Consider the following 26,342-nt stretch of genomic DNA (forward strand, 5'->3'; position numbering starts at 1 on the left):
CCACGTGACGACGCGGTATTATGGCTGGTATGCCAACCGGCCGCGCGGCATGCGCCGCCACGCCGAGGCGGCCGCAGCGGAGCGGCCACCGGTGATCGTGCCCGCGCCACGGCTGGCCCCCACGGAGGCGTCGCGCTGGTGGGCGGCGCTCCTGCACCAGATCTTCGAGGTCGACCCGCTCCGGTGCCCGGGGTGCCACGGCACGATGCGCGTGCTGGCGTGCGTCACGAAGCCGTCCGTGATCGACCAGATCCTGACCCACCTCCGCACCCGCGCCACGCGCGAGTCGAACGCCGGCGCGCGGAGTCCCCCATCGACCCGGGCCGCGTCGGCACCGGGCGCCACGCGACAACCCGCGGCAGCCCACCGCGCCCCCTGAGCACGGCCCCGACGCCCCGACGACGGGCGGGACGTTCGGCGTGCGCGGTGGTCCCACCGGCGCGTCGCCTCGGTCCTCACCAGGCCCGCGAACCCGCCTCGGCCGGGTACCGGACGGCCCGCGAGGCGCACCGCCGCCCGCCCGCCGATCCTCGCGCGGCGGAGGCACCCGCCGTAGACTCGGCCGACCCCGATGATACTCGACCGACCCCGATTGAGCTTCCTATCCCCCGCACATAGTTGGTGTCTGTCCTGAAAGTGGTGAATGCGCCGTCCGTGCGGCTGATTGAACAACAGACGGGAGACGGAAGACGAGCGACTCGAGGCCAAGACCAGCAGCGTCTGGAGTCTGCAGTCTCCAGTCATCCGTCTCTCGTCTTGTGGTTCCACCATCGCGAAAGAGGCGTTTCAGGATGGACACTAGTTAGTTTTCTGCAGAGGCCTCGCATTCCCAACAACTTCCAGGCCCAACTGCCACCAGCCTAGACTTCTGTTCGTTTCACCCACCTTCAGCGATGAGCGATTGACACATGCCCGCAAAGCAGCTCGTGCGCTCCCGCGATAAGCCGCGCTTTGCATCGCCTCTCCACGTGGGCGGGCCGAATATTGGGGACCGCGCGGCATTCCTGCGCCGCATCGAAGGAATGCTGGATCGCCGCTGGCTGACCAACAATGGGCAGCTCGTCTCGCAACCGAACGGCGGCTTGTGCAATTCCTTGGTGTCCGCCACTGCATTCCCACGGGCAATGGCACGGTGGCCTTAGAACTTGCCATTCGCGCACTCGAACTGACCGGCGAAGTAATCATGCCGTCATTCACGTTCGTCGCAGCGGCACACGCCTTGCAATGGCAGCAAATCAAACCAGTGTTTTGCGACATCGACTCGCGTACCCACTGTCTTGACCCGAACAGTGTCGAAGCCATGATCACCCCGCGAACGAGCGCCATCCTCGGCGTGCATTTGTGGGGAGAGCCCTGTGCGATCGAATCACTGACGGATCTCGCCAAGCGACGCGGACTGCATTTGTTGTTCGACGCCGCACACGCGTTTGGCTGCGCGTATGGGGATCGCATGATAGGTAATTTCGGCGAGGCCGAAGTGTTCAGTTTTCATGCGACGAAAGTCTTCAACACCCTGGAGGGCGGTGCCATTGCCACCAACAATGATGAGCTGGCAGAAAGTTGCGTGCCATGATACGCTTTGGATTTACCGACTACGACTGCGGAGCACATCGGCACCAACGGCAAAATGAATGAAGCCGAAGCAGCGATGGGACTGACGAATTTGGAAAGCCTGGACGAATTCATTGAGACAAACCGCCGAAACTACTTAGCGTACCGCGAAGGATTGTCCGGCATTCCCGGCATCCGATTGAGAGAGTATGACCAGAGGCACAGGCGAAACGCTCAATACGTCGTCGTGGAGGTTGAAGAGTCGTCCTCTGGCTTGAGTCGGGATGCAGTCATGCGAACCCTGCACGCAGAGAATGTCCTCGCGCGCCGATATTTCTGGCCTGGATGTCATCGTATGGAGCCGTATCGCACGCTCTTCCCGCACGTGGGCCTGCTCTTGCCCCAAACTGAGCGCATCGCGAGCCGTGTGCTCTGCCTCCCGACAGGGTCTGCCGTCTCGACAGATGCAATCGGCGCCATTTGTGAGATCATGCAGTTGGCGATTGGGCACGCGGAAAGAATCTCAGGATAGCGCACCTGTTATCACAATGATCCCCGGACCTCAGGCAAGCCTACGCATGATGCAAACGTGCTTCGGAAGCGTGTAGAGCAAGTGTTCGATTGTGCCTTGCCAACCTCCCCTTTGGTGAGCGTCTTGATCGTTACCTACAACCACGAATGTTTTATTGCTCAGGCCCTTGACGGAGTCCTGATGCAAGAAACGACATTCCGCTATGAGGTAGTCATCGGGGAGGACGGCTCTGTTGACCGCACGCGTGAGATTGTGTTGAGTTATCAGGAGCGATTCCCCGACCGGATCAGGTTGATGCTCCAACCATATAATACGGGCGGGCGGCAGAATCTCGTAAGTATCCTGGGGGTATGTCGTGGAGAATACGTGGCAATCCTCGAGGGAGACGACTATTGGACTGACAAACTACAGTTGCAGCTCCAGGTCGAACTACTTCAAGCCAATCCGAAGGCGTTCATCTGTGGAGCACGTGCGCAGATCTGGAAACAGGGAGAAAACGCACCGTCTGAAATCACGCCGAGCGAGAACAGTGTGATTCTTTCGAAGTTTGGTGCGCGTGAGCTTTTTGAAGGTCTTTGGTGGTTTCGGACGTGTACGAAGATGTTCCCGCGACATGTCCTGCTAGCCGCGCCCATACATTTTCTTGAAGCGGATTGGGCAGGCACAATGTGGTGCATTGCGCACACCAACTTCGGTCAGGTGTGTTTCCTCGACCGGGTTGTAGGCGTGTATCGCGAACACGCTGGTGGCAGTTGGTCGAGCCAGCCATACTATCAGAAGGTTTCCAAGGATGTGCGAACTCTCTTCGATCTGATCCCGGTGTTTACAGGTAGCGATCGTGCGTTTCTCAAAACGCTGATGTTACACCGCATGAGCGAGTTGATATGCTTGAAGGAGACAACTCCAGGTATCATATTGAAGTGTGCGCACCTCGTCGCGATCCGAAATCCTCCGGCATGGCGTCTCGTCGCTGAAAGCGTTGGCGTGGGCTTGCGTCGAATGCTTGGCATCGGTGCCACTTGAGTCACCCGCACGATGAACGCTGAAAATTCCACTACAGAGAAGGGGGCGCAGGCAATTGTTGGAGGTATGTTTGGTTTGCCTGAGCTCCAATGGATCAACGGTCGTGTTCCGGGGTTTCTTGACGACGCCTCTCTAATGCTTGCGAACGCTTCTTGTGGGCTCTGGCTTTTGGCAAGGGAGCTCAATCCGGGACGTATTTGGATGCCGTCATATCTCTGTGAGTCAATGGTGACTGCCATCCATGCGGCGGGTCGTGAAATCCAGTTTTATGAAGTCGGGTATGACCTCCACATTCCCAATGGCGATTGGCTCGAACGCATCCGACCCGAGATCTCGTGGTGCTTGTCGATTATTTCGGATTCCCCATGGACCAAACGGTGGCAGCCCGGGCAAGAGCCAATGGTGCTTGTATCGTCACAGACGCGCCAAGCGTTGCTGTCCGACAACGCCGCTAGGGATTCGGATTTTTTGCTTTTCAGTCCGAGAAAATTCCTTGGAGTTCCGGACGGTGGGCTGCTCCGCTGCAATTCGAAGGTGATCTCTCGCGTTCGGTTGAACCAGGCACCGGTAGCATGGACAATGAAGGTTTTGGAGGCATCCGTTCTCCGACGGGAGTTCGACCGCCACGGAGGGAGTCGGCGTTGGTTTGACCTGCGCCGGCAGGCAGACTCTGAGCAACCGATTGGAGCCTATGCGATGAGTCAGCTGACGGAGAACCTTCTGAGGTTTGGCTTTGACTACGAAGAGATTTCACGGAAACGAATTGAGAACTACGGCCGGCTGCTCGAGGACTTGCGGGAATTTGCATTGTTTTCCAGCATGCCTGCGGGGGTTGTCCCGCTCGGCTTTCCGATTCGGGTCGCGCACCGGGACAGGGTTCGTCAGGAACTCTTCGACCACGCGATTTATCCTCCGATTCACTGGCCGATCGACAACATTGTGCCGCCGCAATTCAGCGAGAGCCACCGGCTCGCTGCAGAGATTCTTACGCTGCCGTGTGATCAACGATACTCCAGGGCTGACATGGCACGAATTGCTTCAATCACCCGGCACGCGGGTACTGGGTCCTGACGAACTCGTGGCAAGAAATCGAGTTGTCGATCTCTTTCCATTGGGTTGCGCGGCGTGTGAAACCAGCGTAGAGTCTCCCAGCACGGCCTATCCCCAGAGGAGCGACATGTACACTCGAGACGCGGAAATCTACGACACGATGTACAGCTTCAAGGACTATCCGAGTGAAGTCCGAAGACTCCGCGAACTCATCGCAAAGTACCACGCCGGTGCGGACAGCATACTCGATGTCGCGTGTGGTACCGGCAAGCATTTGGCGCTCCTTCGAAACGACTTTAGTGTCGAGGGGGTTGACCTCAGTGCAGAGATGCTTTCCATCGCGCGCGAACGCTGTCCGGGTATACCATTGCACCAGTCAAACATGGTCGATTTCGAATTGTCACGGCGCTTCGACGTCGTCATGTGCCTGTTCGGTTCTATTTGTCTTGTGAAGACGGTGAAGTGCTTCTTCGATACAGTCCGGACACTGAGCAAGCACCTTAATCCCGGAGGTATTCTGATAATTGAGCCTTCTTCACCCGGACGATTTCAGAATCGGGCAATTGGCCGCGCATTTCGTGGACCGTAGCGACCTCAAGCTCGCATGGATGTATGTTGGTGAAAAACTTGATCAGACAGCTCGTTTTCATGTCCAGTACATGGTTGGAACGCCGGACGGGGTCAGTCAATTCAGCGAGATGTACGAAGTCGGACTATTTACGCGCGCACAGTATGTTGAGGCGTTCCAACGCGCGGGTCTGAAAGGGACCCACATTGAGGATGGGCTGTGGAAGCACGGGGCGTACATTGGCGTGGACGCTTCCATTCACTCCGTCGGGGTCGCGTGATTCAGGGCGGCCGAATGCGGCACCAGACATCACCGCACGGACAGAAAAAGCATCGGGCTCAAATAACAGTGTCAACGCACCGGTTGATTCCCCTTGATGACCGCGCCTCATGGGAGGCTGCGCTGACCGGAATCCGGCACGCCTTGCGCACACCTGGGGTTGCTGCGACGCCATCGCGCGTACCACTGGATACCCGACGTACCTTTATAGTTTCGTTGACCGGGGACGACGAGTCGTGTGCCCAATCTCGGAACGAAGCTTCATGGGATACGTGGATGTTGTTACGCCGTTTGGGTTCAGCGGGTTTGTCGGAAATGGAGCATGCGATGATTTTGAAGAAAACTGGAGGGACTTCGCCAGTCAGCGCTCTTATGTTTGCGGTTACTTCGCGTTACATCCGGCACTTGATAACCATGTCTATCGAAGCCAGGCTTACCCTTCCAATACGGTGTATGCATTCGACCTCTCCTTGAGTTACGCTCAACTTTGGGCGAACCTTCACCGGACTCGACGACAGGAGCTACGCAATTGGGAAACTGTGAAAGCCAGCTTGCTGCTGGAGCGGAGCCCGCTCGAACGTTTTGTCCTGAATAATTATCACGAATTTCTTGACCGTGTCGGCGCGGCGCCAGGCTATTACCTAACCCAAGCCACGCTATCACGCCTTGTTCAACTTCCGAACGTGATGCTCGTCGGGATTGGCACCCCTGACGCAGTCGAAGAGGTCGAAGAGGTCGCAGTGATCGCATTCACTCAAGCCGTGGCGGACGGACTGTTCAACGTCTCAGTGCGAAAAGGCAAACGGCACACGTCGCGCTTGATCTGGTACGGCGTCGAAACGATGAAATCGTTGGGTGTTGCCCGATTCAATCTAGGTGGAACGGTTCATCCCGGTGACAGGCTCACAAAGGCGAAGGCCTCATTTGGTCTTCGTGAGACTCCATTCTATTGTTTGAAGCACGTTTACAGGCCCGACGTGTACGTCGATCTCTGTCGCCGAGTATCCATCGATCCCGACGGTTATTCTGGTTATTTCCCGGCATACAGAACCCCGTCGTAAGCTTCCCCGTCAAGCACACCGTTTGAAGTGAGACTCGTCGGGGCTGGTGGATGTCGGCAAGAAGGTCAGAGGCGGTAGCGCGCCGAGGCTATCATGCGACCGCTCCGTGTTGGACCGCACGCGCCACGCCTCACTGAGCTCACGGACCTCGGCGAGCGTCGTGAACACCCAGTCGTTGAGGATCTCGTTCCGGTAACGGCGATTGAATCGTTCGATGTAGGCGTTTTGATTCGGTTTGCCCGGTTGAATGAACAGCAGTTCGATGCCGTGCTGCGCGCACCACGTCCGCAGCAGCTCGACCACGAACTCGGGACCGTTGTCACCGCGGAGACGTCGCGGTGCCCCATGCATCGCCACCAACTGATCCAGCACGGCGACGACGCGCACTCGGCAGCGCGATGTCGACCTGGATCGCCAAGGGCTGCGCGATTGCCCTCATCCAAGACGTTGAAAATGCGATAGCGCCGCACGGTTTCCGAGCGTGTCGCCCATGAAGTCCATCGCCCACGTGTCGTTCAAGGGGGGGCGGGCAGCCGCCCGGGCGCGCCCCCCGCGAGCACGCGCTTCTTCGTGCGACGCACCTGATTGCCTCGGTGGACACCCAAAACCGGCCACCAGTGGACACCTGAAAACCGGCCACCACGGCGCGTGAGCTGAGACGTTGACGACGGCGAGCCCTCGACGGGTGCTTAGCCGTCATGAGCAACGTGTTGCACGACTCCAAACAGCAGCAGGTCCTCGCCTTAGGGCGACTGGGCTGGTCGCTCCGCCGCATCGAGGCCGCCACCGGTGTCCGCCGCGAGACGGTGGGCACGTACCTGAAGGCGGCCGGGATCGCGGTGCGCCGTCGCGGGGGTCGGACGAGTGCGTGGCCACCGGCAAATCCGGCCACCACGGCGGTGGTGTTCACCGACTCCGCCACCAGGGACGCCGCATCGGCTGAGCCGGCGACGGCCGATCCCCCACCCGGTCGCGCGCCGACGGCGAGTGCCTGCGAGCCTACCGCGAGCTGATCTGGGCGGGGTCCGCCGGGGCCGGAATGCGATGGCGATCTGGCAGGACCTGGTGGACGACTACGGCTTCGCGGGGCGCTACGCCAGTGTGCGTCGCTTCGTGCGCACGCACCGCGGCGGCGCCGCGCCGGATCCGTGCGGCATCATCATCACCGCGCCCGGCGAAGAAGGCGCAGGTCGATTACGGCGAAGGGCCGATGGTGCGCGATCCGGTGAGCGGGAAGTATCGGCGCACGCGCCTCTTCGTGCTGACGCTCGGCTACTCGCGCAAATCGGTGCGGCTGCTCACGTGGCGGTCCAGCAGTCAGATCTGGGCGGAGCTTCACGAGACGGCGCTTCGGCGACTCGGCGGCACGGTGCGCGTGATCGTCTTGGACAACCTGCGCGAGGGCGTGCTGCAGCCCGACGTGTATGATCCCGCCATCAATCCGCTCTATCGCGATGTGCTCGCGCACTACGGCGTCGTCGCGCTGCCGTGTCGCGTGCGCGATCCCGATCGCAAGGGCAAAGTCGAATCGGGCATCGGGCACACGCAGAAGACGCCGCTCAAGGGGCTGCGCTTCGAGACGCTCGAGGCCGCGCAAGCGTACCTCGATCAGTGGGAAGCCCGCTGGGCCGACACGCGCATCCATGGCACGACGAAGCGGCAGGTCGCCGCGATGTTTGCCGAGGAGCGGCCACACTGCAGCCGCTGCCGCTCGAGCCCTTTCGTTACTACCGCCACGGCACGCGCACCGTGCACCTCGATGGCTGCGTCGAAGTCGAGGCCGCGTACTACAGCGCGCCACCGGGCTGGATCGGTCAGCGCGTCGCGGTGCAGTGGGAGCGACCTCCACGTGCGCATCCTCGATCCACCGACCGGCCAGCTGCTGCGCGAGCATCTGCGGACGCGGCGCGGCCATCATCGCGTCGAGGACGCGGATCGCCCCACGCGCACGCCGACCAAGACGCTCGCGCTCTTGGCCGTCGCGCGGAAGGCCGGGGCATCCATCGGCGCCGTGTGCGACCACATCCACCGCATGGAGGGCGTGCTCGCGCCGCGTCGCATCCTCGGCGTGTTAGCGCTCGCGCGGAAGCATGGGCCTGCGCTCACCGAAGACGCCGCGCACTTCGCCCTCGAGGCGGGCGCGCCCAACTACCGCTTCCTCCGGCGCTACCTCGAACGCGTCAGCCGCGGGCACTGCGCTCAGCAGGTCGATCCCCTCATTCGTCAACTCACCCTCTACCGCGATCTCATCGATCGCCGGGCCGCTGCCTCATGAACCCTACTGGAAATCGATCACGCGCTGCGCAAGCTGCGCCTCTCCGGCATGGCCGACGTCATGGAGGCGCGGCTACGCCAGGCGCAGAGCCGAACGCCTCGCGCCGCTCGACCTGATCGCGATGCTCGTGACCGACGAACTGCAACGCCGACAGGATCGCCTCCTCGAACGCCGCCGCGCCCACGCGCGCTTCCGCGATCCCAGCCGCTCGCTCGACGCATTTGACTTCAGCTTCAACAAGAAGATGAATCGCGCGCTGCTCTTCGAGCTCGCGACCGGGCGCTTCATCACGCAACGCGAGGACATTTTGCTCGTCGGGCCACCGGGGACCGGCAAGAGCCACTTAGCGCAGGCGCTCGGCCAGGCCGCGCTGCAGCAGGGCCATCGCGTGCTCTATCGCGAAGCGCACCTGCTGCTCGAAGAGCTCACCGACGCCACCCTCGATGGCACCCGCAAAGAGGTCTTCGCGGCGCTCAGCACCGTGCCGCTGCTGATCATCGATGATCTCGGCATGCGCAAGCTGCCGCCCACCGCCGCCGAAGATCTGCTCGAGCTGATCATGCGGCGCTACGAGCGCGCCTCCACGATGCTGACCTCCAATCGCCCGGTCGACGACTGGGGAAAGCTACTCGGCGACACGGCCGCCGTCACCGCGCTCCTCGACCGGCTGCTCCACCACGCGCACGTCCTCACTTGCGGTCCCCGCAGCTGGCGCACGAAACTTCAAACGGCCACCGACTCCCCGGTCGCCGCATCCCGCTAACCCAGTCTCAGCTCGCCGGCGTGGTGGCCGGTTTTGAAGTGTCGATCAATGGCCGGATTTGAAGTGTCCACTGAGGGATTGAGCCGCAGGGCGCAATACACGCGCTCGTGATTCCAGGGATGCCCCAAGGCGCACAGACGATTGCGGCACTTCCAGAAACCCCACCGTCCTTCCTGCGCAATCAGCGCCTTGAGGGCGGCAATGATCGGCGGCGTCCACCGCGAGCGGTGGGCGATAGTACGCGGTCCACGAGCGTCCCGCGATCCCACAGGCCGTGCGCACGCTCCGCGCGTGCTCCTCGACCAAGATTGCGACGACCGCCCCGGTGGCCACCCCAAATTCCCCCAGCTGTGGCCGGGTCAAACTCCCCCAGCTGACGTGCGCGGGACCGGCTCAGGCTACGTACTCTTGGACTGCTTCGCAATACGGGCCGCCGCTTCTTTGAGGCGCCAGCTCTTGCCGTCGAATTTGAGCAGGTGGCCGTGGTGCAGCAGGCGATCGAGCAGCGGCGTGACGACGACGGTGTCGCCGAGGAGGCGGGCCCAGTCCTCAAAGGGGCGATTGGACGTCACGAGGGTCGACGCCTTTTCGTAGCGACTCATCAGCACATCGGCGAGTTCGTCGCCGGCCTGCGCTGGCAGTTTCCGGAGAAAGAGATCATCGATCAGCAGGAGATCGACCGTCTTGAGCTGTTTCCGATAGGCGCGCAGTTGCCCGAGCTCGCGCGCTTCGGCGAGGTCTTCGATCAGTTGATGCGCTTCGCGGTACAGCACCTTGTAGCCGCGTTGCACCGCGAGCAGCGCGAGCGCTTTCGCGACGTGACTTTTCCCCGTCCCCGGTGGGCCGATCAAGAGCAAATCCTCTTTCGCGTCGAGAAATTGCAGCGTGCCCAGGGCGAGCACGTCGCGTTTCGGCAGCCTCGCGTTGTAGGTCCAGTCGAAGTCTTTCAGGTCTTTGCGCTCGCGGAGCCCGGAGAGGGTGAAGCGCCGGTCGAGGAGTCGCGAGCGACGCCGATCCAGTTCGTCTTGCACGAGCCACGAAAACGCTTCGAGGAAGTCCATCTCGTGCGCGGCGACTTGCAGCGCGCGGGCCTGCATGGTCGCGCTCATCCCGGACAAGCGGAGCGCGCGCAGGGCCTGTTCGAGTTCGGTGATGGACATGGTCATGCGGACGCTCCCGCTTCGAGGGCCGACGCGTCATCCGTCGCATGTTGCTCCCAAAACGTTTGATACTCCGTGAGCGCGCGGATGCCCGGTCCCGCCTGCGTCAGCGGGGCCGCGACGACCGCCGCCTGCGTGGCCTCGGCGCGTCGCACCAGCGCGGCCTTGATGGCGGCGTACGACACGCAGTCGGCCGCGAGCAGGCGCGTGCACACCGCTTCGATGTCGGCGCAGGCATAGGTCCGCGGCAGACTCGCCAGGCCATAGAGCGCCCGCTGGCCGGGTCGCCCCAGCCGCGCGAAGAGCACCTGGGCCAGCGCGGCCGTCTGCGGGCCGATCTGTGCGGCGCGGGCCAAGATGCGCGCGGTGTGCCGCGACGGATTGAAGAGGCGATCGGATTCCGCCATCACGAAGGCCCCTTTGCGCAGCGCCTTCGCGTGCCGGCGCAGCACCGCCCCCGTGCGATCCAGAATCTCGATCGTGTGTGCGTACACGCGGACCGTCACCACGCTCGCCAGCGCCGCTTCCCTGGCCGCGTAGTACGCGCCCTCAATCTGCACGAGCCCCGCATCATCCACCGTGCGCACGCCCTGCGTGAAATACCGAAAGCCCTCAAGCGGCAGCGGCAGTAGGTGCGGGCGTTCTTCCGCGAAGAGTTCGGCCACTTGGCGCTTCTTCCGGCCGTGAATGCGCCGCGACGCCCAGCGGTCTTCCCAGTCCGCCAGCCACGTGTTCTGGGCGTCGAGGAGTTCGAAGGTGCGCCCCTTCAAGGCGGTGCCCTGCGTGTGTTGGATCGACGACTCGACGGTCCCTTTCCGATTCGGATCGCGCACGCGACACGGATCGGCCACGACGCCATAGTGCGCGAGCAGCGCCGCATACACCGGATTGAGTCCCGGCTCGTACCAGTCCGGCTGGATCACGCCCTCGCGCAGATTGTCGAGCACCACGTACCGGCAGCACCCGCCCAAGGCGCGAAACGCCTCTTCATGCAGCTGCGCCCATACGACCTGCGAGGTTTTCCAGACCACCTTCCGAAAGCTCTTCCCCGAATACTTGAGCGTCATGACAAACAGGATCGGGCGCTGGTACTTGCCGGACGCCGTGCGGGTCGGCGCGCCCTGCCCATAGTCGACCTGGGCTTCTTCCCCGGGCAGAAACTCCAGCACATCGAAACGCTCCGGCGCCCGCGCTTTCAGCGTCGCGACGAAACGTTTCACCGAGTTGTACTGGTGCGTGAAGCCGTGTTGATCCACCAGGTCCTGATAGACACTCACCGCGTTGCGGCCGAGGGCCACCTGCGCTTCGATCCACGCCCGGTGCGGTTCGCAGGCCGACGTCGCCGTCCCGCGCACCACGCGGTGCGGCACCAGCGCCGACGCCATGATGCCGTCCGATCCCGGTGGCCAGGGTGGGGGCGTTTCCCCGCTGATCGCCTCCGAGCCGGTGGCCACCCTGGGAGCATTTGCCGCCCTGGCGTAGCGCCGAATCGGCCGGTCCGCTGCGCGATCTCGTGCTGCGACGCGCCCCGCGCCAGCAGCGTGGTGATGGTAATCCGTAAATGGGCCTTCAAGACGTTCACTCCTTCCTCCCTCACCACGGTGAGAGAGGTAGCGTAACGTCCCGCTGACCGTGACGGCTTCGCGCCGAAAATCGTTGGTGGAATGTTCGGCCTGCAGGACGCGCTGCTGTCTGGCAATCGGCCACCGACTTTTCTTCGCGCACCTACGCTACTGCTAGCTAATGCTTCGTGCGGCCTCTGGCTGGTCACCAAATTGCTCAGACCCGGTTGCGTTTGGATGCCCTCATATCTCTGCGAATCCATGCTCGGCGCGGTTTCGGAGGCCGACGGAGATGTTCAGTATTATGAAGTCGGGTATGACCTCGACATACCCGATGGGAACTGGGTTGACGGGATTCAACCGGGGGATCTTGTTGTTCTCATCGACTACTTTGGATTTGCCACAAGCTCAGCAATCGCGGCGCGAGTGAAGGCGCGCGGCGCATGGATTCTCGCTGACGCCTGCCAGTCGTTACTGTCGCAGAACGAACACGTTGATTCGGATTTCATCCTATTCAGTCCGCGCAAATTTGTCGGCGTTCCGGACGGTGGGATTCTCCGCTGCAATACGCACAGCATACTCGACGTCGCCTTAGAACAGTCTCCTGTGAGATGGTGGAAGAAGGCCCTCGAAGCATCGATTCAACGGCGTGAGTTCGACCGACACGGTGGAAGCCGACGCTGGTTTGACATTCGTCGAGAGGCCGATTCCGAGCATCCCGTTGGACCATACGCCATGAGCCAGTTGTCAGAGCGTCTGCTTCGGTTTGGATTCGATTACTGCCGCATCGCGAGCAGGCGAGTCGAGAATTACGGGAGTCTGCTCACGTCGCTCGCGGATCTCGCTCTGTTTCCGAACTTGCCCTCCGGGGCAGTTCCTCTTGGCTTCCCGATCCGGGTGGCGCGCCGAGACGAAATTCGGCAGGTTCTATTCGAGCACTCGATCTACCCGCCCGTTCACTGGCCGATCGGAGACATCATTCCGAACAGGTTTGCTGATAGCCATCGACTCGCCTCAGAAATCCTCATGTTGCCGTGCGATCAGAGATACACACCTCGGCACATGACATATATTGCTGAGGTCGTACTTGGCGCCGTGTGAGCCTGGTCATCGATGTTTCGGGAACGGAAACTCCAACAGGAATATCCTCCAATCCAACAGCCATGACTTCGCCGGTCCTGGTTTACAGTGAGTTCCAGCCCCTAGAGGAAGTTATCGTCGGTCGAGCTTATCCACCGGACGCTTATGATCTCGTGGATGACACGCAGTTACGTGACATGCTCCGGCGAGTTGCACGTGAGACTGAGGAGGACTTTGAGCGTCTCGTGAAAATCTTTACCGACGCGGGCGTGACGGTACGCCGACCGCAGATCTTGCACGACCTTTATGAGATTCACGCGAATGTTTGTGAGCCAAAGATGGTCGACATTGGTCCGTGGCGGTCTGGATATCCGAATCCTCCGATCTTTCCAAGAGACCTCACACTTACCATTGGCACGAAGATCATCAACGTCTATTCGCGTGTCCCAAGCCGTTGGCTTGAGAATCAGGCATGCCACGACATCTTCGTTGAGTATTACATCAAGGGTGCAGACTGGATTTCAATGCCACCCCCACTGCTAGACGCCTCATCAGGGTCCTACTTGGACTACGAAGGAAAGGCCGTCCTCTTCCATGCTGCGGCGCTGATGCGGTGTGGACGCGATGTCTTTCACACGAGGCCGGCTAGCGCACTTTCGTCGTTTGCCAAAGGCACGGATCTCGGCCTTCGATGGATCAAAGAGGCCGCCGGGCCAGAGTTCCGCTTTCATCCTGCCAATGCGTTCGGTCACCTCGACAGCAAGATAGCCCTCCTACGACCGAGCCTTCTGCTTAGCTGGTTGCCACGCGAGGCTCTACCAGAGCCGTTGCAGAGCTGGGATCTCATTCCGGTGGAAAGCAAGACGCCATTGCCCGACGAATTCATTCGCCTTCGCAGACGCCGCTTCTACAAGGAATTCGTTTCCAAGTGGTTGCAGGAATGGATCGGGTATGTCGACGAAACTCACTTCGACATCAACGCTTTCAGTCTTGGCCCTGACCGCGTGCTGATGAATGGTTTCAATTCGGAGCTCTTTGCGCGAATCAGAAAATATGGTATTGAGCCAATCCCGTTTGACTTTCGACACCGCTTCTTCTGGGATGGCGGTTTGCATTGTGTGACTTTGGATGTTCGCCGCACGGGGGGGTGCGTTGACTACTTCTCTTGACGACAATGTGACGTGCCTCGAAAGTGGAAGCTGGCGTGAACCGACGCCGCTGCCACCTGCGGCACCGCACAATGAGTGGATGGCACTTCAGGCCGCCCGCGCAAGCGGTAATGAGCTCCAGTTCGATGCTCGGCGCGCGGCAACCCACGCTCTACAAGCTGATGATCTGGCTGGTGCGTTTGATGCGGCGCTGAAAGGGCCTGAAGATGCCGGTTCCCGGCGGCGGGCCATTGAAGAGGCATTCATTCGAGACTCCGGAGAGGCCGACGACTCGACGGTCGTTAGGTACCGGGCTTCCCAAAGGGCGTCGATTCTCGCGCATTCGTTCCGGTTCCTTCGGTTGCCCCCCATCATGAAGCTGGCGCGATGCAGCCGTATTTCTTTCCCTACTTGGGATACTTCGACCTGATCAACAGCGTTGAGCGCTGGATTGTCGCAGACACGGTGCAGTACATCCGGCACGGTTGGATCAACCGCAATCGCATTGTGAACGAGGCCGGAGGATGGCAGTACATCGTGACGCCCATCAAGAAGCATCCGGTCCAAACGCCAATCTGCGACGTCGAGATTTCCGATTCGATCGATTGGCGTGGTCGAATTCTCAAACAAATGGACCAGTACCGGAAACGGGCGCCGTTTTACATTCCCACCCGCGAGTTGATCGAGGATTGTCTGTCCATCAGGGAATCGTCGATCACAAGGCTCAACGTGCAGCTGCTACGAAAGGTTTGCGCCAGACTCAGCATCCGGTTCGAGCCATTGATACTGTCCGAGCAGGGTATCGATGTGAGCTGTACTCAGGGGGCGGAGGAATTGGCCGTTCGACTGTCGTTGGCGGTCGGTGCGACGGAGTACGTCAACCCTCCGGGCGGTGCCGACTTGTACCATGCCAACCGGTTCAAACAGCACGGAATCAGACTGGTGATCAAGCCCATGGTCGAGTTCGAATATCCCTGTGGGCCGTACGCCATCCCGCACCTCTCGATTCTCGATGTGCTGATGTGGAATGCGCCGGACCAGATTAAGGCGTATCTTGACCGGCTGCGGGGGGCAGGGGGCCGGGGGGGGGGGGGGGCCGGGGGGGCGCGGGGGGGGGCGGGGGGCGCGGGGGGGGGGGGGGGGGGGGTCGGGGAGGGGGGGGGGGGGGGGGGGGGGGGGGGGGCCGCGCCGGGGGGGCGGGCCCCCCGGGGGGGGGGCGGGCGGGGGGGGGGGGCGGGGCCCCCCGCGGGGCCGCGGGGCGGGGGCCGGCGGGGGGCGGGGGCGGGGGCGGCCCGGGCGCCCCGGGGGCGGGGGGGGGGGGGCGGGGGGGGGCCCCGCGGCCCGCCGGCGGGCGCCCGGCCGGGCCCCGCGCGGCGCGGGGGGGGGGCCCGGCGCGGGGGGCCCCCGCGCCCCTCCCCGCCGCCCCCCGGCGGGGGCCCCGGCGGGGGGGGGCCGGGGGGGGGCGCCGGGGGCCGCGGCCGGGCGCGCCCCCCCGCCGGGGCCGCGCGCGCGCCCGGCGGCGGCCCCGGGGCGGGGCCCGGCGCGGCCGGCCCCCCCGGGCGCGGCGGGGGGGCCGGGGGGGGCGGGCCGCCCGGCCGCCCGCGCCCGCCCCCGGCGCCGCCGCCCCCCCGGGGGGGCCCCCGCGGCGCCGCCCGGCCCGGGCCGGGCCGCCGGGCCCCCGGGGCCGCCCGGGGGGGGGGCGGGGCGGGGGGCGGGGGGGGGCGCCGGCGGCCCGGCGCGGCCGCCGCCGCCCCCCGGCCGGGCGGGGGGGGGGGGGGGGCCGCGGCGGCGGGGGGGGGGGGGGCGGGGGGGCGCGCGGGCGGGGGGGGGGCCGGGGGCCGCGCCGGCGCGGGGGGCCCCCGGGGGGCGGGCGGGCGGGGGGGGGCCGGCGCCCCGCCCGGGGCGGGCCGGCGCGCCCGCGGCGGCGCGGGGCGCGCCGGCGCCCCCCCCCGGCGGGGGGGGGGGGGCCCGGGGGGGGGGCCGGGGGGGGGGGCCCTCACTAGGTCTTCGACCGGTTAGAGAATGGATGCAAGTATCCAAACTACCGACGCGCGTCCTTTCTGGTGAATTGCCAATCGCTGTCGTCTTCCGGCGATTCGCACGGCGCGTCCACGCGAGTCTGTCGTTGCGTAAGCTACGAGGCCAGTCACATCGTCGCCCACATTTCTGGGACGCGCGCAGAGCTGGACAATTATCGAGTCGAGTCGCCCGCCCGACTCGTGAAATCGCGGAATCCTGTCGCGCCGGCGTCTGTCAATCGCTCGAGTTCTGAGCGCCCAGCTCCAGAAGTAGCACTCCAATCAAGGCGGATACGACTAACCACCAGACATATCGAAAGTCCGATCCCGTCGTGACAAAAGTGTACGGCGCGACGTAGAGCAGACCGCTGGAAGACACGGCCACCGCACTCCAACGCTTCCGATGTACGCCGACAGTCAGCACAAGAATCGCGATAATGGCAAACACCCAGCTGCGAAAGAAGATACCGCGGGTTGCGTACAACCACGATGTGGCACGATCGTACATCGGACCGCGGACGAACTTGAGCCCGAGATCGTTTGCATCGATACCGGTGTGAAATGGGTAGTATACGCTGTCGATCTGGAGAATCGTGGCCACAGCATCAAGTCGCCGTCGTACATAGGCCCTGGGGTGCGCGGCGATCGCCCCTTGCCAAACATGCACCAGCTCGCGGAATTCAGCGCGGCCCGTCGTCAGGAAATCCTCTGAATGCCAACGTGGGTTGTAGATCAGCCGGGCGACGTCGGCCGGATCATAAGAGGCTCTGACGAGAGAGAGATCGATGTTCGGGATCGACCGGTACACATGTGGCGGTAGGCGTAGATCGCCGGTAAGGACGGCAATGCCCGCGAGGTCGTGAAACAAGCTGAACTGGAGGGCTCTCGTGATCCCGCCGGAGTCCCGGACTGCGATCATTCGGCTCAAGACGATTGATGTCGTGAGCATACCGAGGAGCAGGAGAATCGAAACCGACACAAGAGTGCGGGGCCGTGCCGCGCGTTGTTTGGCGACGCGAATCCACAGCGCAACCAGCCACACAACGAGCGGGATGATTGCTGGCAACGCGTTCAAGCGTATGGACATCGCACTGAACAAGGGCAAGATCGAGGCGACCAAGATAGTGCGTGATCGGCGCTTCGCTCCTGTGAGCGCTAACCCCACAAAAAGGGTGAGCGCCGCGCCGAGCAGCACATCGCTCCAAAGTGTACCGAGCAGCGCGAACACCGAAGGCCAGCAGCCAATGGCAAGTAGCGCCAGCGCCGCGCCGATCGGCCGAAATCCGCACCGGCCGACGAGAAGAGCCAGTCCTCCCCAAAAGATGACATTCTGAAACAGAAGTAGTGCGACTGGACTCGGCCACAATCTCAGAATCCACATCCAGATGAACGCAGTCATTGGGGGTTTCCCGGCTTCGATGACCCCGGTAATCGCTTGGCGATACATGTAAAGCGAGTCCCCAGACATGACCGCGGGTGCGAAAATACTGCAACTGAGGCTGATTCCTGCTACAGCCGCCAAGCTGACCGCATACGACCGAGAGCGTTCGCGGCTCGTTGCCTCGCCCCGCTCCAACTGCACGGGAATCAATTCTTTCTCCGCTGGAAGATGAAATTCGTCGGGATCAGGGCTTCCTTCCCGTCCGGATTTGCCACCCACCGCATTGGCGGCCCGTTGGGAAGATGCCGCGAGTAGCGGAGCTCACTACCGAAGTAGCCCGTAAGACTCGGGCCAACGCGAAGACCGTAACTCACAGTGAATGGTATCATGGTGACGCAAACCATCGCTCCCAGTCCGAAGCGTTTTCGGCGGTCAAGGCTGTCGAACAAATGCCCTGAGGCCAGAATGCAAACGAACACTGGGTAGAATGCCCTCCATGTGTTTAGCTCGCCGCCCTGCACAAGAACAAACGCCGGGGTCGAAGCAAGAAGAATCAGGAGAGTGCCCTTCCTTGCATCGGTACGTACCACTTCGACGGTTCGTGATCGAACCGGTCTTCGAGCCAACAACAAGATCGCAAACACGAGCGGAAAGAGCGGTCCCGCCCAGTTGAGAGTGAATCCGATCGCTTGCCTCTGCAATTCCGCGAGTGGAATCGCAGAGAGTCCCTGAACCATCGCAAACGGCGTCCTAGGGAAGCCCGGGACGCCATACGGCGCCCCCGCAGGCGGCGAGTACGCCCACCTGAAGGAATCCAAGGAAAGAATGCAGAAACTCGCGAGAGTCGCGAAAAGACAGAAAGTGACGCCTGAGAGCAGCGGGGCTCTAAGAGAGTTCTCAACAGACCTAACATGGAGGAACAGAACAACCGCCAACGGGAACGGGATCAACACAATGGCGGACCACTTGCAGGCGAGCGCGAGCCCCGCGCACAGGCCGGAGAGCGTAGCCACCTCAGGCCTTGAGCTTCGACGCGCTACCACTTCGGGCCACATTGCGAAAAGGAATGACAGCGCCATGAAGAGTGTCATGGCAACATCCAGATACTCACTTCGAGACCAGTTGACCTGGATTGGGCTGAGCGCGAGGAGCAGAGCGACCCACTCGGCTGTAGAGTCGCTGAACAGGACGCGAGCAAGCAGGTAGCCGATGCCCACCAAGAAGACCCCGCAGAGGGCGGGGAACAAGCGTGAAAGGAAGTTGTCACGCCCGTAATCGCGACGCGGAAGAATTGGCGCGAGAACTACGAGCGCGACACGACCAGTAACGAAGTTCATAAGTGGGGCCAACATCCCGTGTGGGGCACTCCCATACGCATGACGGACGCTGTGGTCCCGAAACGTTCCATTCTCAATCATCACCGGCGCGCGTGCCATTTCATATCGATAGTGCATTTCATCGAGAGAAGGCACACGATTCCCAAGTCCGAACAGGCGGAACGCCGCCGCAACGCCCAGAATCAGCAGGATGCGAAGGCGACTCATTGGAGCGAGCTCGGAGATGCGAGCGCCTGGTAGTCGATCTTTCCGGTCGATGTCGTCGGCATCGCGTCGAGATACACGAAGTGATCGGGGATCATATAGTGCGGAAGGTGCTTGGCGCAGAATGATCTCAAATCGATCAGCGAAGGCTTGGCCAACAAGGCGCATGAAAAGAAAGCCGCGATCGTCACCGTAGAATCAGCGTTTGAATGCGACACAACTGCAATCGACGTCAGCGACGGGTGCGCGGACAGCCTGCACTCGATCTCGGCAAGTTCGATGCGGTATCCACGGCGCTTCACCATCCGATCGCGACGACCGTGGAACACCAGATTGCCATTTGGCGCCTCGCTCACAAAGTCACCGGTTCGATACCAGCGAATCTCGTCGTCATCAACGAAGAACACTCGGGCGTCCACAACGGGGAGATTCCAATAGCCGGACATGAGTCCGTCGCCACTGACCACGAGTTCCCCAATTTCACCGACACGCACAGGCTGGTCGCCGTTCAGTACCCTGACGCGCGCATGTGCACACGCGCGACCGACTGGCAAGGTCGTCCTCCCCGCGGAGGCGAAGTCCACAGGCACTTGATACCACGTGCACACGTTGGTTTCCGTAGGTCCGTATAGATTGAAATACTCGGCCGACGGCCACGCCGCCATGAGCTGCCGCAAATACGGAACCGGGAAAATCTCCCCCGCGAAAAGCACGAGTCGCAAGGACCCGCAAGCATGACGCTCGAGTTTCCCATAGTTCAGAAGCATTGTCAGCGCCGTGGGAGTCGAGTAGCAGATCGTAATGCCACGATCGTCCATCAGCTCCGCAAGCCGACGTGGGTTCTTGGAGGTAGGCTCGTCGATCAGCACCACGGCGGCGCCAGCACGCTGCGACAAACAGATCGAAAAGCGATAGATCGAAGTGGAACGGTGCGAGCGATGCAAAACGGTCGGCGGGGACCGGATGGAACTCGGCGGTCGCCCACTCGACAAATGCCATCGCAGCGCGGTGCGAGATGGCGACACCTTCGGCTTTCCAGTGGAACCGGATGTATAGAGAATGCACGCCGGTGAATCGGGCGCGACAAGATCGCAGTCATTTGCTTGATTGTCGATCCAAAGAGACTCTCGTCGGACCAGGAGCCAGCACCGCGGCCTTACCCGATTGTCGGCAGCATGTGTATGTCGGCTATCGATCTCAGCAGCTCAGTTCGCGACGGAGGGGAACACCGATCGCAGAAGTGGTCAGGATGAGGCGGGCTGAGCAGTCGGCAAGGATCAGTGCCGCGCGCGCGGCCGGTGCCAAGGGATCTACGGGAACGTAGACGCCGCCGGCTTGCAGCACCCCGCAGACGATGGCAACAGTATCCACTGACTTCGGCAGTACTATGCCTACCCGGTCGCCGTTTCGCAGCCCCAAATGGCGCAGCATGGCCGCAACGCGGCTGGCCAATGACGAGAGCATGCCGAACGAGAATCGAGTGTCGTCCGTTTCCACGATGGCCACGCCATCTGGCGTGTCGCGAGCTGCCTCGAGAAGAACAAGCTGCAACGTCGTCGGCGTCATGGTTGTTGGCGAAGCTTCCTCGCAACGAGATGTGCGATATCGCTCAAAGTATCGAGATGCGCCTGATCTGCCTCGTGGGCCTCAAGCTCTAGGTGAAAGCGCCTTTCAAGAAACGATACCAACTCAAGAACGTTTAACGAATCAAGAACCCCGCCCGAGATGAGCGGCGAAGATTCAGTCAGGAGAGCCGCATCCTCACCCTGAAGATACTGCTCAAGGATGTGCTGCTTAACCACGTCGATGATGGAGATGTCTGTCACGAAGGGGGGCTGGGTATAGTGTGTCGACCGATTTCAGCGTGCAAGCCTATGGTGCATCGGCACGCCAGGCGGGAAGCAGAGTGGGATGCGCTCGAAGCCGCTTCAATGCACAGCCCGCGATGAGTTGGTGGCCAACGGCGTTCGGATGAGCGTCGGTTGGGCTAACCCATAGCGTGGCATCATGGAAATCCATAAACGCATCGGAGCAGTCCAACACAGGAATGCCTGCGGCGTGCATACTGCGCCGAATGGGTGTGAAGCTGCTGCTACCAGCTTCCCCGGGCAATCGAAGAAGAAGCGCAGCCACTCTTGCATTCATCTTTAGCGCCGTCTCGGCTGCCCAAACGGCCACACGCCCCTGCCACTGCTCCTCATAGAGCCGCAACCTGCGAGCGATCTCAGAGGAACTCGTGCTCTCGGTAACCATCGCTCGTTTGAGCAATTGCGACAATTCCGCATCTGGAACGGATACACTGCGCCCGAGAGCGCCTTCCAGATTCTGCGACAGGATATCCAATTCCCCCGTATGTACGGTGAGCAGAACAAGATCGGGCGAGAATCGTGCGCTAAGCACGGACATCGCATACACCTCCTGTGCAAGACTCCATCCAGGCACGCTGAAGTTCAGAACTCAACGTGCTGTCGCGTGGCAACTGCGATGCTATCGAGCGCCTTCTCCATCAATTCGTCGAAGGTTTCAAAGTCGCTCACACCCCATCCCATCGCCACCGAGGGACCGATTAGCGCGATGCGCAGAGTTCCAGGTGGTTTCGCCAGATCAAACTCTCGGTCGCGCATTCCCCAGCGATTGACGCTCACAGTTCTTCCGTTTGAGGCCCTGGCAGTCCGCGGGATAAGACTGCGGAGAAGAAAACTAGCCTCCTCCTTGTAGAGAAAATCTTCCCCAGGCCATCTGTGGATCGTGTCTTGGGCACGCCACGCGCGCGCGAGTACCTGAGGTGGCGAAAGTTCGATTCGCTCATAGTACCCGACGATACGATCGGGCATCTCTTCCTCGGGAATCCCGCGTCCCTGTAGATGAAGAAGGATCCGCGAAAAATCCGACGGTAGACTGGCACTAGCGTTTGGAATAGTGCAGAGACAGGCGGCGAGCACGGCAGCGACGCGCATCGTCGCGCCATGGATGCGCTGGCGAAGCGGTCCGGGAGCCACTGGTGGCGTGACGAGCTGCGGTAACCCCCAGGCAAAGCCGGTGAATGCGAGTCCGAGTGTCGCGAGTGTCGTAATCAGTACCCAGTCGCTCGGCGACGCGTACCTAACCTGTGTCCACATGTAGAACCAGGTCATGGAGACTTCCTTGCTCCAGTACGACCAGAGAACAGCAGTTGTAAGAAACGTCCCGACTGTGGCCAGAGCGCGACCGGTTTCCCACTTGCGACGGCGTCGCTTCGACCGAGCGGTACGTCGCGTTTCCCAAAGTGTCGCACACACCACAAGCGCGGCGAAGCAAGCCCAGAACAATCCATCACGCCACGATATCAGTGGGACGCCCTGGATCCAGAACTGCTGGTACGAGTGCAGAGCCCAAGTGGCGGCAAAGACCACAATCGTCGATGCGACAAGCGCTTGCTTCTGCCCATAGCGACGCAGGCGAAAGAAGCTGGGATAGAATACCAGCTTCACCATGAAATCCTTCCAGTAGATGTTAATTCGGCGCCAAAAGTCAGTGAAGCTTGAAGACAGATAGTAGAGATGGTGAGTCTCTGGAAGCCGGAAGCCGAATAGGTGCAGCATACCGACGATTAGGTGGAACTGCCCGGACACCCGGACGTAGAGCAGAAAAGTCGATAGCACGTGTTGCACAACGTCTCCCAGATCATTCGCGTATCTCTCACCGATGACAAGTTCGCTGTGTACCAGTCGATAGATGAGCAACTGCAGCAGGCCGCGAAAGATCCAGCGCATGCCCTGTTCGTAAATCCCGAACTCCTCTGTATCGAACCGCGTCCGGACAAACACCTGATAATCAACGACGGGAAACAGTGGAAAACAGGCGTTCGGCAGCATGAAGAAGTATGACAGTGCATGCGCCGGACTGAATCCTGAGTCCCCGTGCCGCACCGCGTGGAGATATAGCGCCAGCCGGAACATGAACATCGACGCAAGCACAGGCAGTGCCGCAGCTGGCAGGCCTGCCATACCGGAACGTGCCCTGAGAATAGCGAGACCTGCTGCGGTGAGGACAATCAGGACCACGCGCCAGCGCAAGTCGAGCGGCAAATGGCACATGACGATCAGGAGCGCTCCGACAGCGAGCACGACACTGCCAGCGTCGAATCCAACCGCAATCACAACGGACGCAACGGAGAGGGCGCCGAACAAGGGAAGGCGCAATCGCCGTGGCAGTGCAACGCTGAACAAAAACCCACCGCACGCCAGCAACAGGATGTAGAAGAATGTGCGCGTCTCAATTTCGAAAGCGTACACAAGTAGCAGCGCGCCACCAAGTTGCGCCGCGATGAGCGCGACCCGGATCAGGTACTCAGCGTTCCTGTAACGCAAGCTGCGGTCGTCAGTCGCCAGCACTGGAAGCGGCGCCGCCACTGTCGTCTTCATCGGAAAGTGTTTCGAACGCTTCGGATGTATCGCCGATCACTCAATTCGCAAGCCCAGGCCCCGGGCAATTACCAACCGCTGGATATCGGACGTGCCAGAGTAGATGGAACTGCCCAGCGCGTCTCTGACATCCCGCTCGACCTCGTGCTCTGCCAGGTAGCCATATCCACCGCGAATCTCCGGCGTCAATGGCTGTTGCTTGGTACGCATCGCTGACCACAAGCTTTGCGATCGCGGCCGTGGTAGAGGCGTCGGTGTCGTGCACCTTCGCCCATGCGGCTCGATAGACGGCGAGACGCGCGCTCTCAAAACGTACCTTCATGTCTACGAGCCGCATTGCAATTGAGGCGAAAGAGGCGATGGGGCGACCGAACTGTTGCCGCTCCCTCGCATAGCGGATCGAATCAGTAAGCAGCCGCTCCATTCCACCCACGGCGCCCGCCAGAATGCACGACCGCTCCCACTCGATGGAATCCCGGAAGATCTCCGCGCCTCTGCCCTCGCGGCCGAGGCGGTTCGTCTCGGGCACCACGCAGTTCTCGAATTCGAGGGCGGCCATGGGCGATGTACGAAGGCCCAGCTTCTCCAGTGTGTTCCCAATTATCAGTCCTGGAGTTCCGCGCTCGACGAGGAATGCCGAGATACCAAGCGGTCCGGTGCCTTGGCCAACACGAGCAAATACAACGAAAACATCGGCGACGGGCGCCTGACTGACAAAGGTCTTGGATCCATCAAGCCGATACCCACCTGACACGCGCTCCGCCGACGTCTGGATGCTGTAGGCGTCCGACCCTGCCGTCCGTTCGGACAAAGCGTGCGCACCTACCCAATCACCGCTGCAGAGTCGCGACAGGTACTTGCGTTTGTGGTCATCGGTACCGAATCGAGCGATCGGCATCTGCACGCTCCAGAGCTGTGCGCCCAGTGCGAAGACAAGGCCGTTATCCCGGCAGCCGAAGCCCAACGCCTCCATGGCAATCACCGCCGAGAGAACGTCGTGTCCACCGCCGCCATACTCCTCCGGAAAAGGAAGTCCCTGCACGCCGAAGGTACCGCAGAGAGTCCACAGGTCCCGTGCGAATACCCCACCCCGGTCACGAAAGACAACATCATCGCGTAACCGCTCTGATGCGAACGCGATCACACGCTTCCGCAGCGCGGTTTGCTCGGATGTCCATCCGAAATCCATGCTCATCCTCCAGTTGGCGCTGTAGTCGTGTTCGCGGCAACAATAATAAGGCAGATCGCAGCGGCACGCCTTCTCACGGCGTAACCAGGTGGCGGCGCGCCTGTAAGAACGCAGCGAGAGTGTCCGCGGCCAATGCGTGAGCGAGGTCGTTCGGGTGCAGTTGAAGGTCGGCATCGACGACGAGGCTCGCAGGGGAATGTCGAGCGAGCAGCGCTGGACCTGCGTCGAGCAAGGGAATGCTCAGCGATCTGGCCGTGCCGTTGAGGCCATTCATGGACTCGGACCACCCGCCGTTCTCTGAGGTTCGCAAGGCCACGAGAACCAGCTCTGCCGGCTGTACTGCGCTCTGCAGTGTCGTCAACTCCGCTGCATTCGACATCAGCATTCGGCCCCCCGTACGCGGTCTCTTGGACGTCACCCACGCGCCATGCACCAGATTCCAGGAAAGCAGCAACCGATCGAGCGCTCCGGGAAGCTCTGGGTCGGCAGGTGAAGGGGATGGGCGCCAGCGAATTCCCTCATCGACACCAACGGTGAAGAGTACAAGGGCAGGCGAGTATGCCGCTGCCAGTTGCTTGACCGATGTCATCCACGCCGTTACGTCCGAGCCGGTCAGGCCGCAGTTGACGACCTCTACGGCCATTGATGGCTTGGAACTGTCGGCCGGATGATTCAGCGATCCTGAAGCTGTGATGCGAAGGTGTCTTCCTCGTGGACTCCCACGCCACGCGAAGACGCGCCACCCACAACAAGAATACGATAGACACCGGGGCGCGGCGTCCTGTGCACGCTGGCACCTCGACAGCCCATTTGGTTGTATCGATAGCGGACGGCGTGGCGGTGACGAGCGACCGGCACCACGCGCTCGCCCGTAGCGCTGCGACGCAGTGTGATGCGCGACAGCTCGACCGTGTCCTGCATAAGGCCAATGTCGAAGTAAAGTTTTGCCGATGGATCACTGGCTGTTGGCGTGAACTCGAGTTGAACATGGCGCCACAGCGAATCCACAGTCACCTGCTCATACAAACCGATGGCAGTCCAAGGTGGATGACCCATACCTGCCGCGACATACAGGGTACCGGGAACGGCTGCACGTGCTCGGAAAGAGAGCGAGTAACGCTCCCCCTGTCGAAGAGAAACCCCAGTCTGGGCGACCTGGACAAACCACGGCTCTCGAAGGCCACCGCGCCTCACAATGGCGCGAAGCGCTTCTGCGCGAGTTGCCGGAAACTCAAGCGTCGAGCCGGCTGCTATTTCATTGACATCGACGCGCCAACTCGCGCGCCAAGTCTCGGGGTCCTCGAAGTAGCCACGGGGATCTTCCGGATAGTCGCTCACGATTGTGCCAGAAGCGGGTGTAGAGCCATCCTCCGCAGGCGGGCTAGACGCCGCAACCAGCGCGACACCACCGGCCCAAAGGAACTTCCCTTGGCGCGGGCTCAGTGCCAGCTCGATGACCAGCAGCCCAAGTACACAAGCCAGCGCGAGTGCGAAGGCCCGTCTCTCAGGAAGAATACGAAGGACGCTGGCCAAGCCTGCCGAGCAGGCGCCCGTGTATCCGAAGATCACGGTCGCCTGCGCCATGCGATGCTCGATGGGCAATCCGCCGCCAGCGGCGAACGCAACGTAGTTCGAAATGCAAAGGGTGGCGAGTATCCAGATGGCCGCTTTACGTTTGCTTCCGAAGAGCCACGGTTGCCACCACTCTGCCAGCGTGATGCCGAGGAGGCACACAACGCTTGTACGTCTTCATTGGGC

The 26,342-nt window shown here is 61.7% G+C and carries 19 protein-coding genes and 5 pseudogenes; 12 read left to right on the top strand and 12 right to left on the bottom strand.

Annotation, left to right across the window (positions count from 1 at the left end; genetic code table 11):
* The first annotated feature begins 4 nt into the window (after positions 1–4).
* From IPP90_13020 to IPP90_13050, 7 genes and pseudogenes are all read left to right on the top strand, one after another.
* Complete coding sequence (locus tag IPP90_13020; protein MBL0171627.1) at positions 5–379, top strand: hypothetical protein; 375 nt, start codon at positions 5–7, stop codon at positions 377–379.
* Between the two features lie 529 nt (positions 380–908).
* Positions 909–2,083, top strand: a pseudogene (locus IPP90_13025) (aminotransferase class I/II-fold pyridoxal phosphate-dependent enzyme).
* A gap of 114 nt (positions 2,084–2,197) precedes the next feature.
* Positions 2,198–3,106: a glycosyltransferase gene (locus IPP90_13030; protein MBL0171628.1), complete on the top strand. Its 909-nt coding sequence runs from the start codon at positions 2,198–2,200 to the stop codon at positions 3,104–3,106.
* A 12-nt stretch (positions 3,107–3,118) separates the two neighbouring features.
* On the top strand, positions 3,119–4,177 hold the full coding sequence (locus IPP90_13035; protein MBL0171629.1) for a hypothetical protein: 1,059 nt from the start codon (positions 3,119–3,121) through the stop codon (positions 4,175–4,177).
* Between the two features lie 106 nt (positions 4,178–4,283).
* Positions 4,284–4,745 (top strand): class I SAM-dependent methyltransferase, encoded by a 462-nt coding sequence (locus IPP90_13040; GenBank protein ID MBL0171630.1) that lies wholly within the window; start codon positions 4,284–4,286, stop codon positions 4,743–4,745.
* Positions 4,735–5,004 carry a hypothetical protein gene (locus tag IPP90_13045; protein MBL0171631.1) on the top strand — a complete coding sequence of 90 codons (270 nt, stop codon included), beginning with the start codon at positions 4,735–4,737 and terminating at the stop codon, positions 5,002–5,004. The genes IPP90_13040 and IPP90_13045 overlap by 11 nt, the downstream gene beginning before the upstream one ends.
* Before the next feature lie 262 nt (positions 5,005–5,266).
* Positions 5,267–6,064: a hypothetical protein gene (locus tag IPP90_13050; GenBank protein MBL0171632.1), complete on the top strand. Its 798-nt coding sequence runs from the start codon at positions 5,267–5,269 to the stop codon at positions 6,062–6,064.
* Positions 6,065–6,073: 9 nt separating this feature from the next.
* Here IPP90_13050 and IPP90_13055 read toward each other — a convergent pair whose 3' ends face one another.
* A complete protein-coding gene (locus IPP90_13055; GenBank protein ID MBL0171633.1) occupies positions 6,074–6,451 on the bottom strand; it encodes a transposase family protein in 378 nt (125 codons plus the stop codon).
* 311 nt (positions 6,452–6,762) lie between these two features.
* Between IPP90_13055 and IPP90_13060 the strand changes: the two are divergent.
* Positions 6,763–8,339 (top strand): annotated as a pseudogene (locus tag IPP90_13060) (IS21 family transposase).
* Positions 8,340–8,466: 127 nt separating this feature from the next.
* A complete protein-coding gene (locus IPP90_13065) occupies positions 8,467–9,102 on the top strand; it encodes an ATP-binding protein (protein MBL0171634.1) in 636 nt (211 codons plus the stop codon).
* Between the two features lie 398 nt (positions 9,103–9,500).
* On the opposite strand, the gene IPP90_13070 is transcribed toward IPP90_13065, so the two are convergent.
* Together IPP90_13070 and IPP90_13075 are read right to left on the bottom strand one after the other, a co-directional pair.
* Positions 9,501–10,268: an ATP-binding protein gene (locus tag IPP90_13070; protein MBL0171635.1), complete on the bottom strand. Its 768-nt coding sequence runs from the start codon at positions 10,266–10,268 to the stop codon at positions 9,501–9,503.
* Positions 10,265–11,716: an IS21 family transposase gene (locus IPP90_13075; GenBank protein MBL0171636.1), complete on the bottom strand. Its 1,452-nt coding sequence runs from the start codon at positions 11,714–11,716 to the stop codon at positions 10,265–10,267. The genes IPP90_13070 and IPP90_13075 overlap by 4 nt, the downstream gene beginning before the upstream one ends.
* A 345-nt stretch (positions 11,717–12,061) precedes the next feature.
* Here IPP90_13075 and IPP90_13080 point away from each other — a divergent pair, with 345 nt between their 5' ends.
* From IPP90_13080 to IPP90_13090, 3 genes and pseudogenes are all read left to right on the top strand, one after another.
* Positions 12,062–12,925 (top strand): DegT/DnrJ/EryC1/StrS aminotransferase family protein, encoded by an 864-nt coding sequence (locus IPP90_13080; protein MBL0171637.1) that lies wholly within the window; start codon positions 12,062–12,064, stop codon positions 12,923–12,925.
* On the top strand, positions 12,922–14,073 hold the full coding sequence (locus tag IPP90_13085) for a hypothetical protein (protein MBL0171638.1): 1,152 nt from the start codon (positions 12,922–12,924) through the stop codon (positions 14,071–14,073). The genes IPP90_13080 and IPP90_13085 overlap by 4 nt, the downstream gene beginning before the upstream one ends.
* 366 nt (positions 14,074–14,439) lie before the next feature.
* A pseudogene (locus tag IPP90_13090) lies at positions 14,440–15,099 on the top strand (WbqC family protein).
* Between the two features lie 1,206 nt (positions 15,100–16,305).
* Here IPP90_13090 and IPP90_13095 read toward each other — a convergent pair.
* The 9 genes and pseudogenes from IPP90_13095 to IPP90_13135 all read right to left on the bottom strand — a co-directional run bounded on the left by IPP90_13095 (position 16,306) and on the right by IPP90_13135 (position 26,318).
* The gene (locus IPP90_13095; GenBank protein MBL0171639.1) at positions 16,306–17,469 is read right to left on the bottom strand and encodes a hypothetical protein; all 1,164 of its coding nucleotides are present in this window, start codon (positions 17,467–17,469) and stop codon (positions 16,306–16,308) included.
* Positions 17,470–17,657: 188 nt separating this feature from the next.
* On the bottom strand, positions 17,658–18,698 hold the full coding sequence (locus IPP90_13100) for a glycosyltransferase family 39 protein (GenBank protein ID MBL0171640.1): 1,041 nt from the start codon (positions 18,696–18,698) through the stop codon (positions 17,658–17,660).
* Between the two features lie 584 nt (positions 18,699–19,282).
* Positions 19,283–20,188 (bottom strand): annotated as a pseudogene (locus tag IPP90_13105) (AMP-binding protein).
* A gap of 1 nt (position 20,189) precedes the next feature.
* Complete coding sequence (locus tag IPP90_13110) at positions 20,190–20,558, bottom strand: AMP-binding protein (GenBank protein ID MBL0171641.1); 369 nt, start codon at positions 20,556–20,558, stop codon at positions 20,190–20,192.
* On the bottom strand, positions 20,555–20,809 hold the full coding sequence (locus IPP90_13115) for an acyl carrier protein (protein MBL0171642.1): 255 nt from the start codon (positions 20,807–20,809) through the stop codon (positions 20,555–20,557). The genes IPP90_13110 and IPP90_13115 overlap by 4 nt, the downstream gene beginning before the upstream one ends.
* A 55-nt stretch (positions 20,810–20,864) precedes the next feature.
* Entirely contained in the window at positions 20,865–21,398 is a 534-nt protein-coding gene (locus IPP90_13120; GenBank protein MBL0171643.1) for a hypothetical protein, read from the bottom strand.
* A gap of 44 nt (positions 21,399–21,442) precedes the next feature.
* Positions 21,443–23,395, bottom strand: a complete 1,953-nt coding sequence (locus IPP90_13125; GenBank protein ID MBL0171644.1) for a hypothetical protein — start codon at positions 23,393–23,395, stop codon at positions 21,443–21,445.
* A 36-nt stretch (positions 23,396–23,431) separates the two neighbouring features.
* A pseudogene (locus IPP90_13130) lies at positions 23,432–24,584 on the bottom strand (acyl-CoA dehydrogenase family protein).
* A gap of 672 nt (positions 24,585–25,256) precedes the next feature.
* The gene (locus tag IPP90_13135; protein MBL0171645.1) at positions 25,257–26,318 is read right to left on the bottom strand and encodes a carbohydrate binding domain-containing protein; all 1,062 of its coding nucleotides are present in this window, start codon (positions 26,316–26,318) and stop codon (positions 25,257–25,259) included.
* Positions 26,319–26,342 lie beyond the last annotated feature (24 nt).

The sequence above is a fragment of the Gemmatimonadaceae bacterium genome (assembly GCA_016720905.1).
Taxonomy (GTDB): Bacteria; Gemmatimonadota; Gemmatimonadetes; order Gemmatimonadales; family Gemmatimonadaceae; genus Gemmatimonas.

Bases quoted from the DNA above. Each gene is read 5' to 3' on its own strand.
- IPP90_13110 (MBL0171641.1), bottom strand. From the start codon at position 20,558: ATGACGCCGACGACGTTGCAGCTTGTTCTTCTCGAGGCAGCTCGCGAC.
- IPP90_13070 (MBL0171635.1), bottom strand. From the start codon at position 10,268: ATGACCATGTCCATCACCGAACTCGAACAGGCCCTGCGCGCGCTCCGC.
- IPP90_13120 (MBL0171643.1), bottom strand. From the start codon at position 21,398: ATGTCCGTGCTTAGCGCACGATTCTCGCCCGATCTTGTTCTGCTCACC.
- IPP90_13035 (MBL0171629.1), top strand. From the start codon at position 3,119: ATGAACGCTGAAAATTCCACTACAGAGAAGGGGGCGCAGGCAATTGTT.
- IPP90_13050 (MBL0171632.1), top strand. From the start codon at position 5,267: ATGGGATACGTGGATGTTGTTACGCCGTTTGGGTTCAGCGGGTTTGTC.
- IPP90_13040 (MBL0171630.1), top strand. From the start codon at position 4,284: ATGTACACTCGAGACGCGGAAATCTACGACACGATGTACAGCTTCAAG.
- IPP90_13080 (MBL0171637.1), top strand. From the start codon at position 12,062: ATGCCCTCATATCTCTGCGAATCCATGCTCGGCGCGGTTTCGGAGGCC.
- IPP90_13125 (MBL0171644.1), bottom strand. From the start codon at position 23,395: ATGAAGACGACAGTGGCGGCGCCGCTTCCAGTGCTGGCGACTGACGAC.
- IPP90_13095 (MBL0171639.1), bottom strand. From the start codon at position 17,469: ATGACTGCGTTCATCTGGATGTGGATTCTGAGATTGTGGCCGAGTCCA.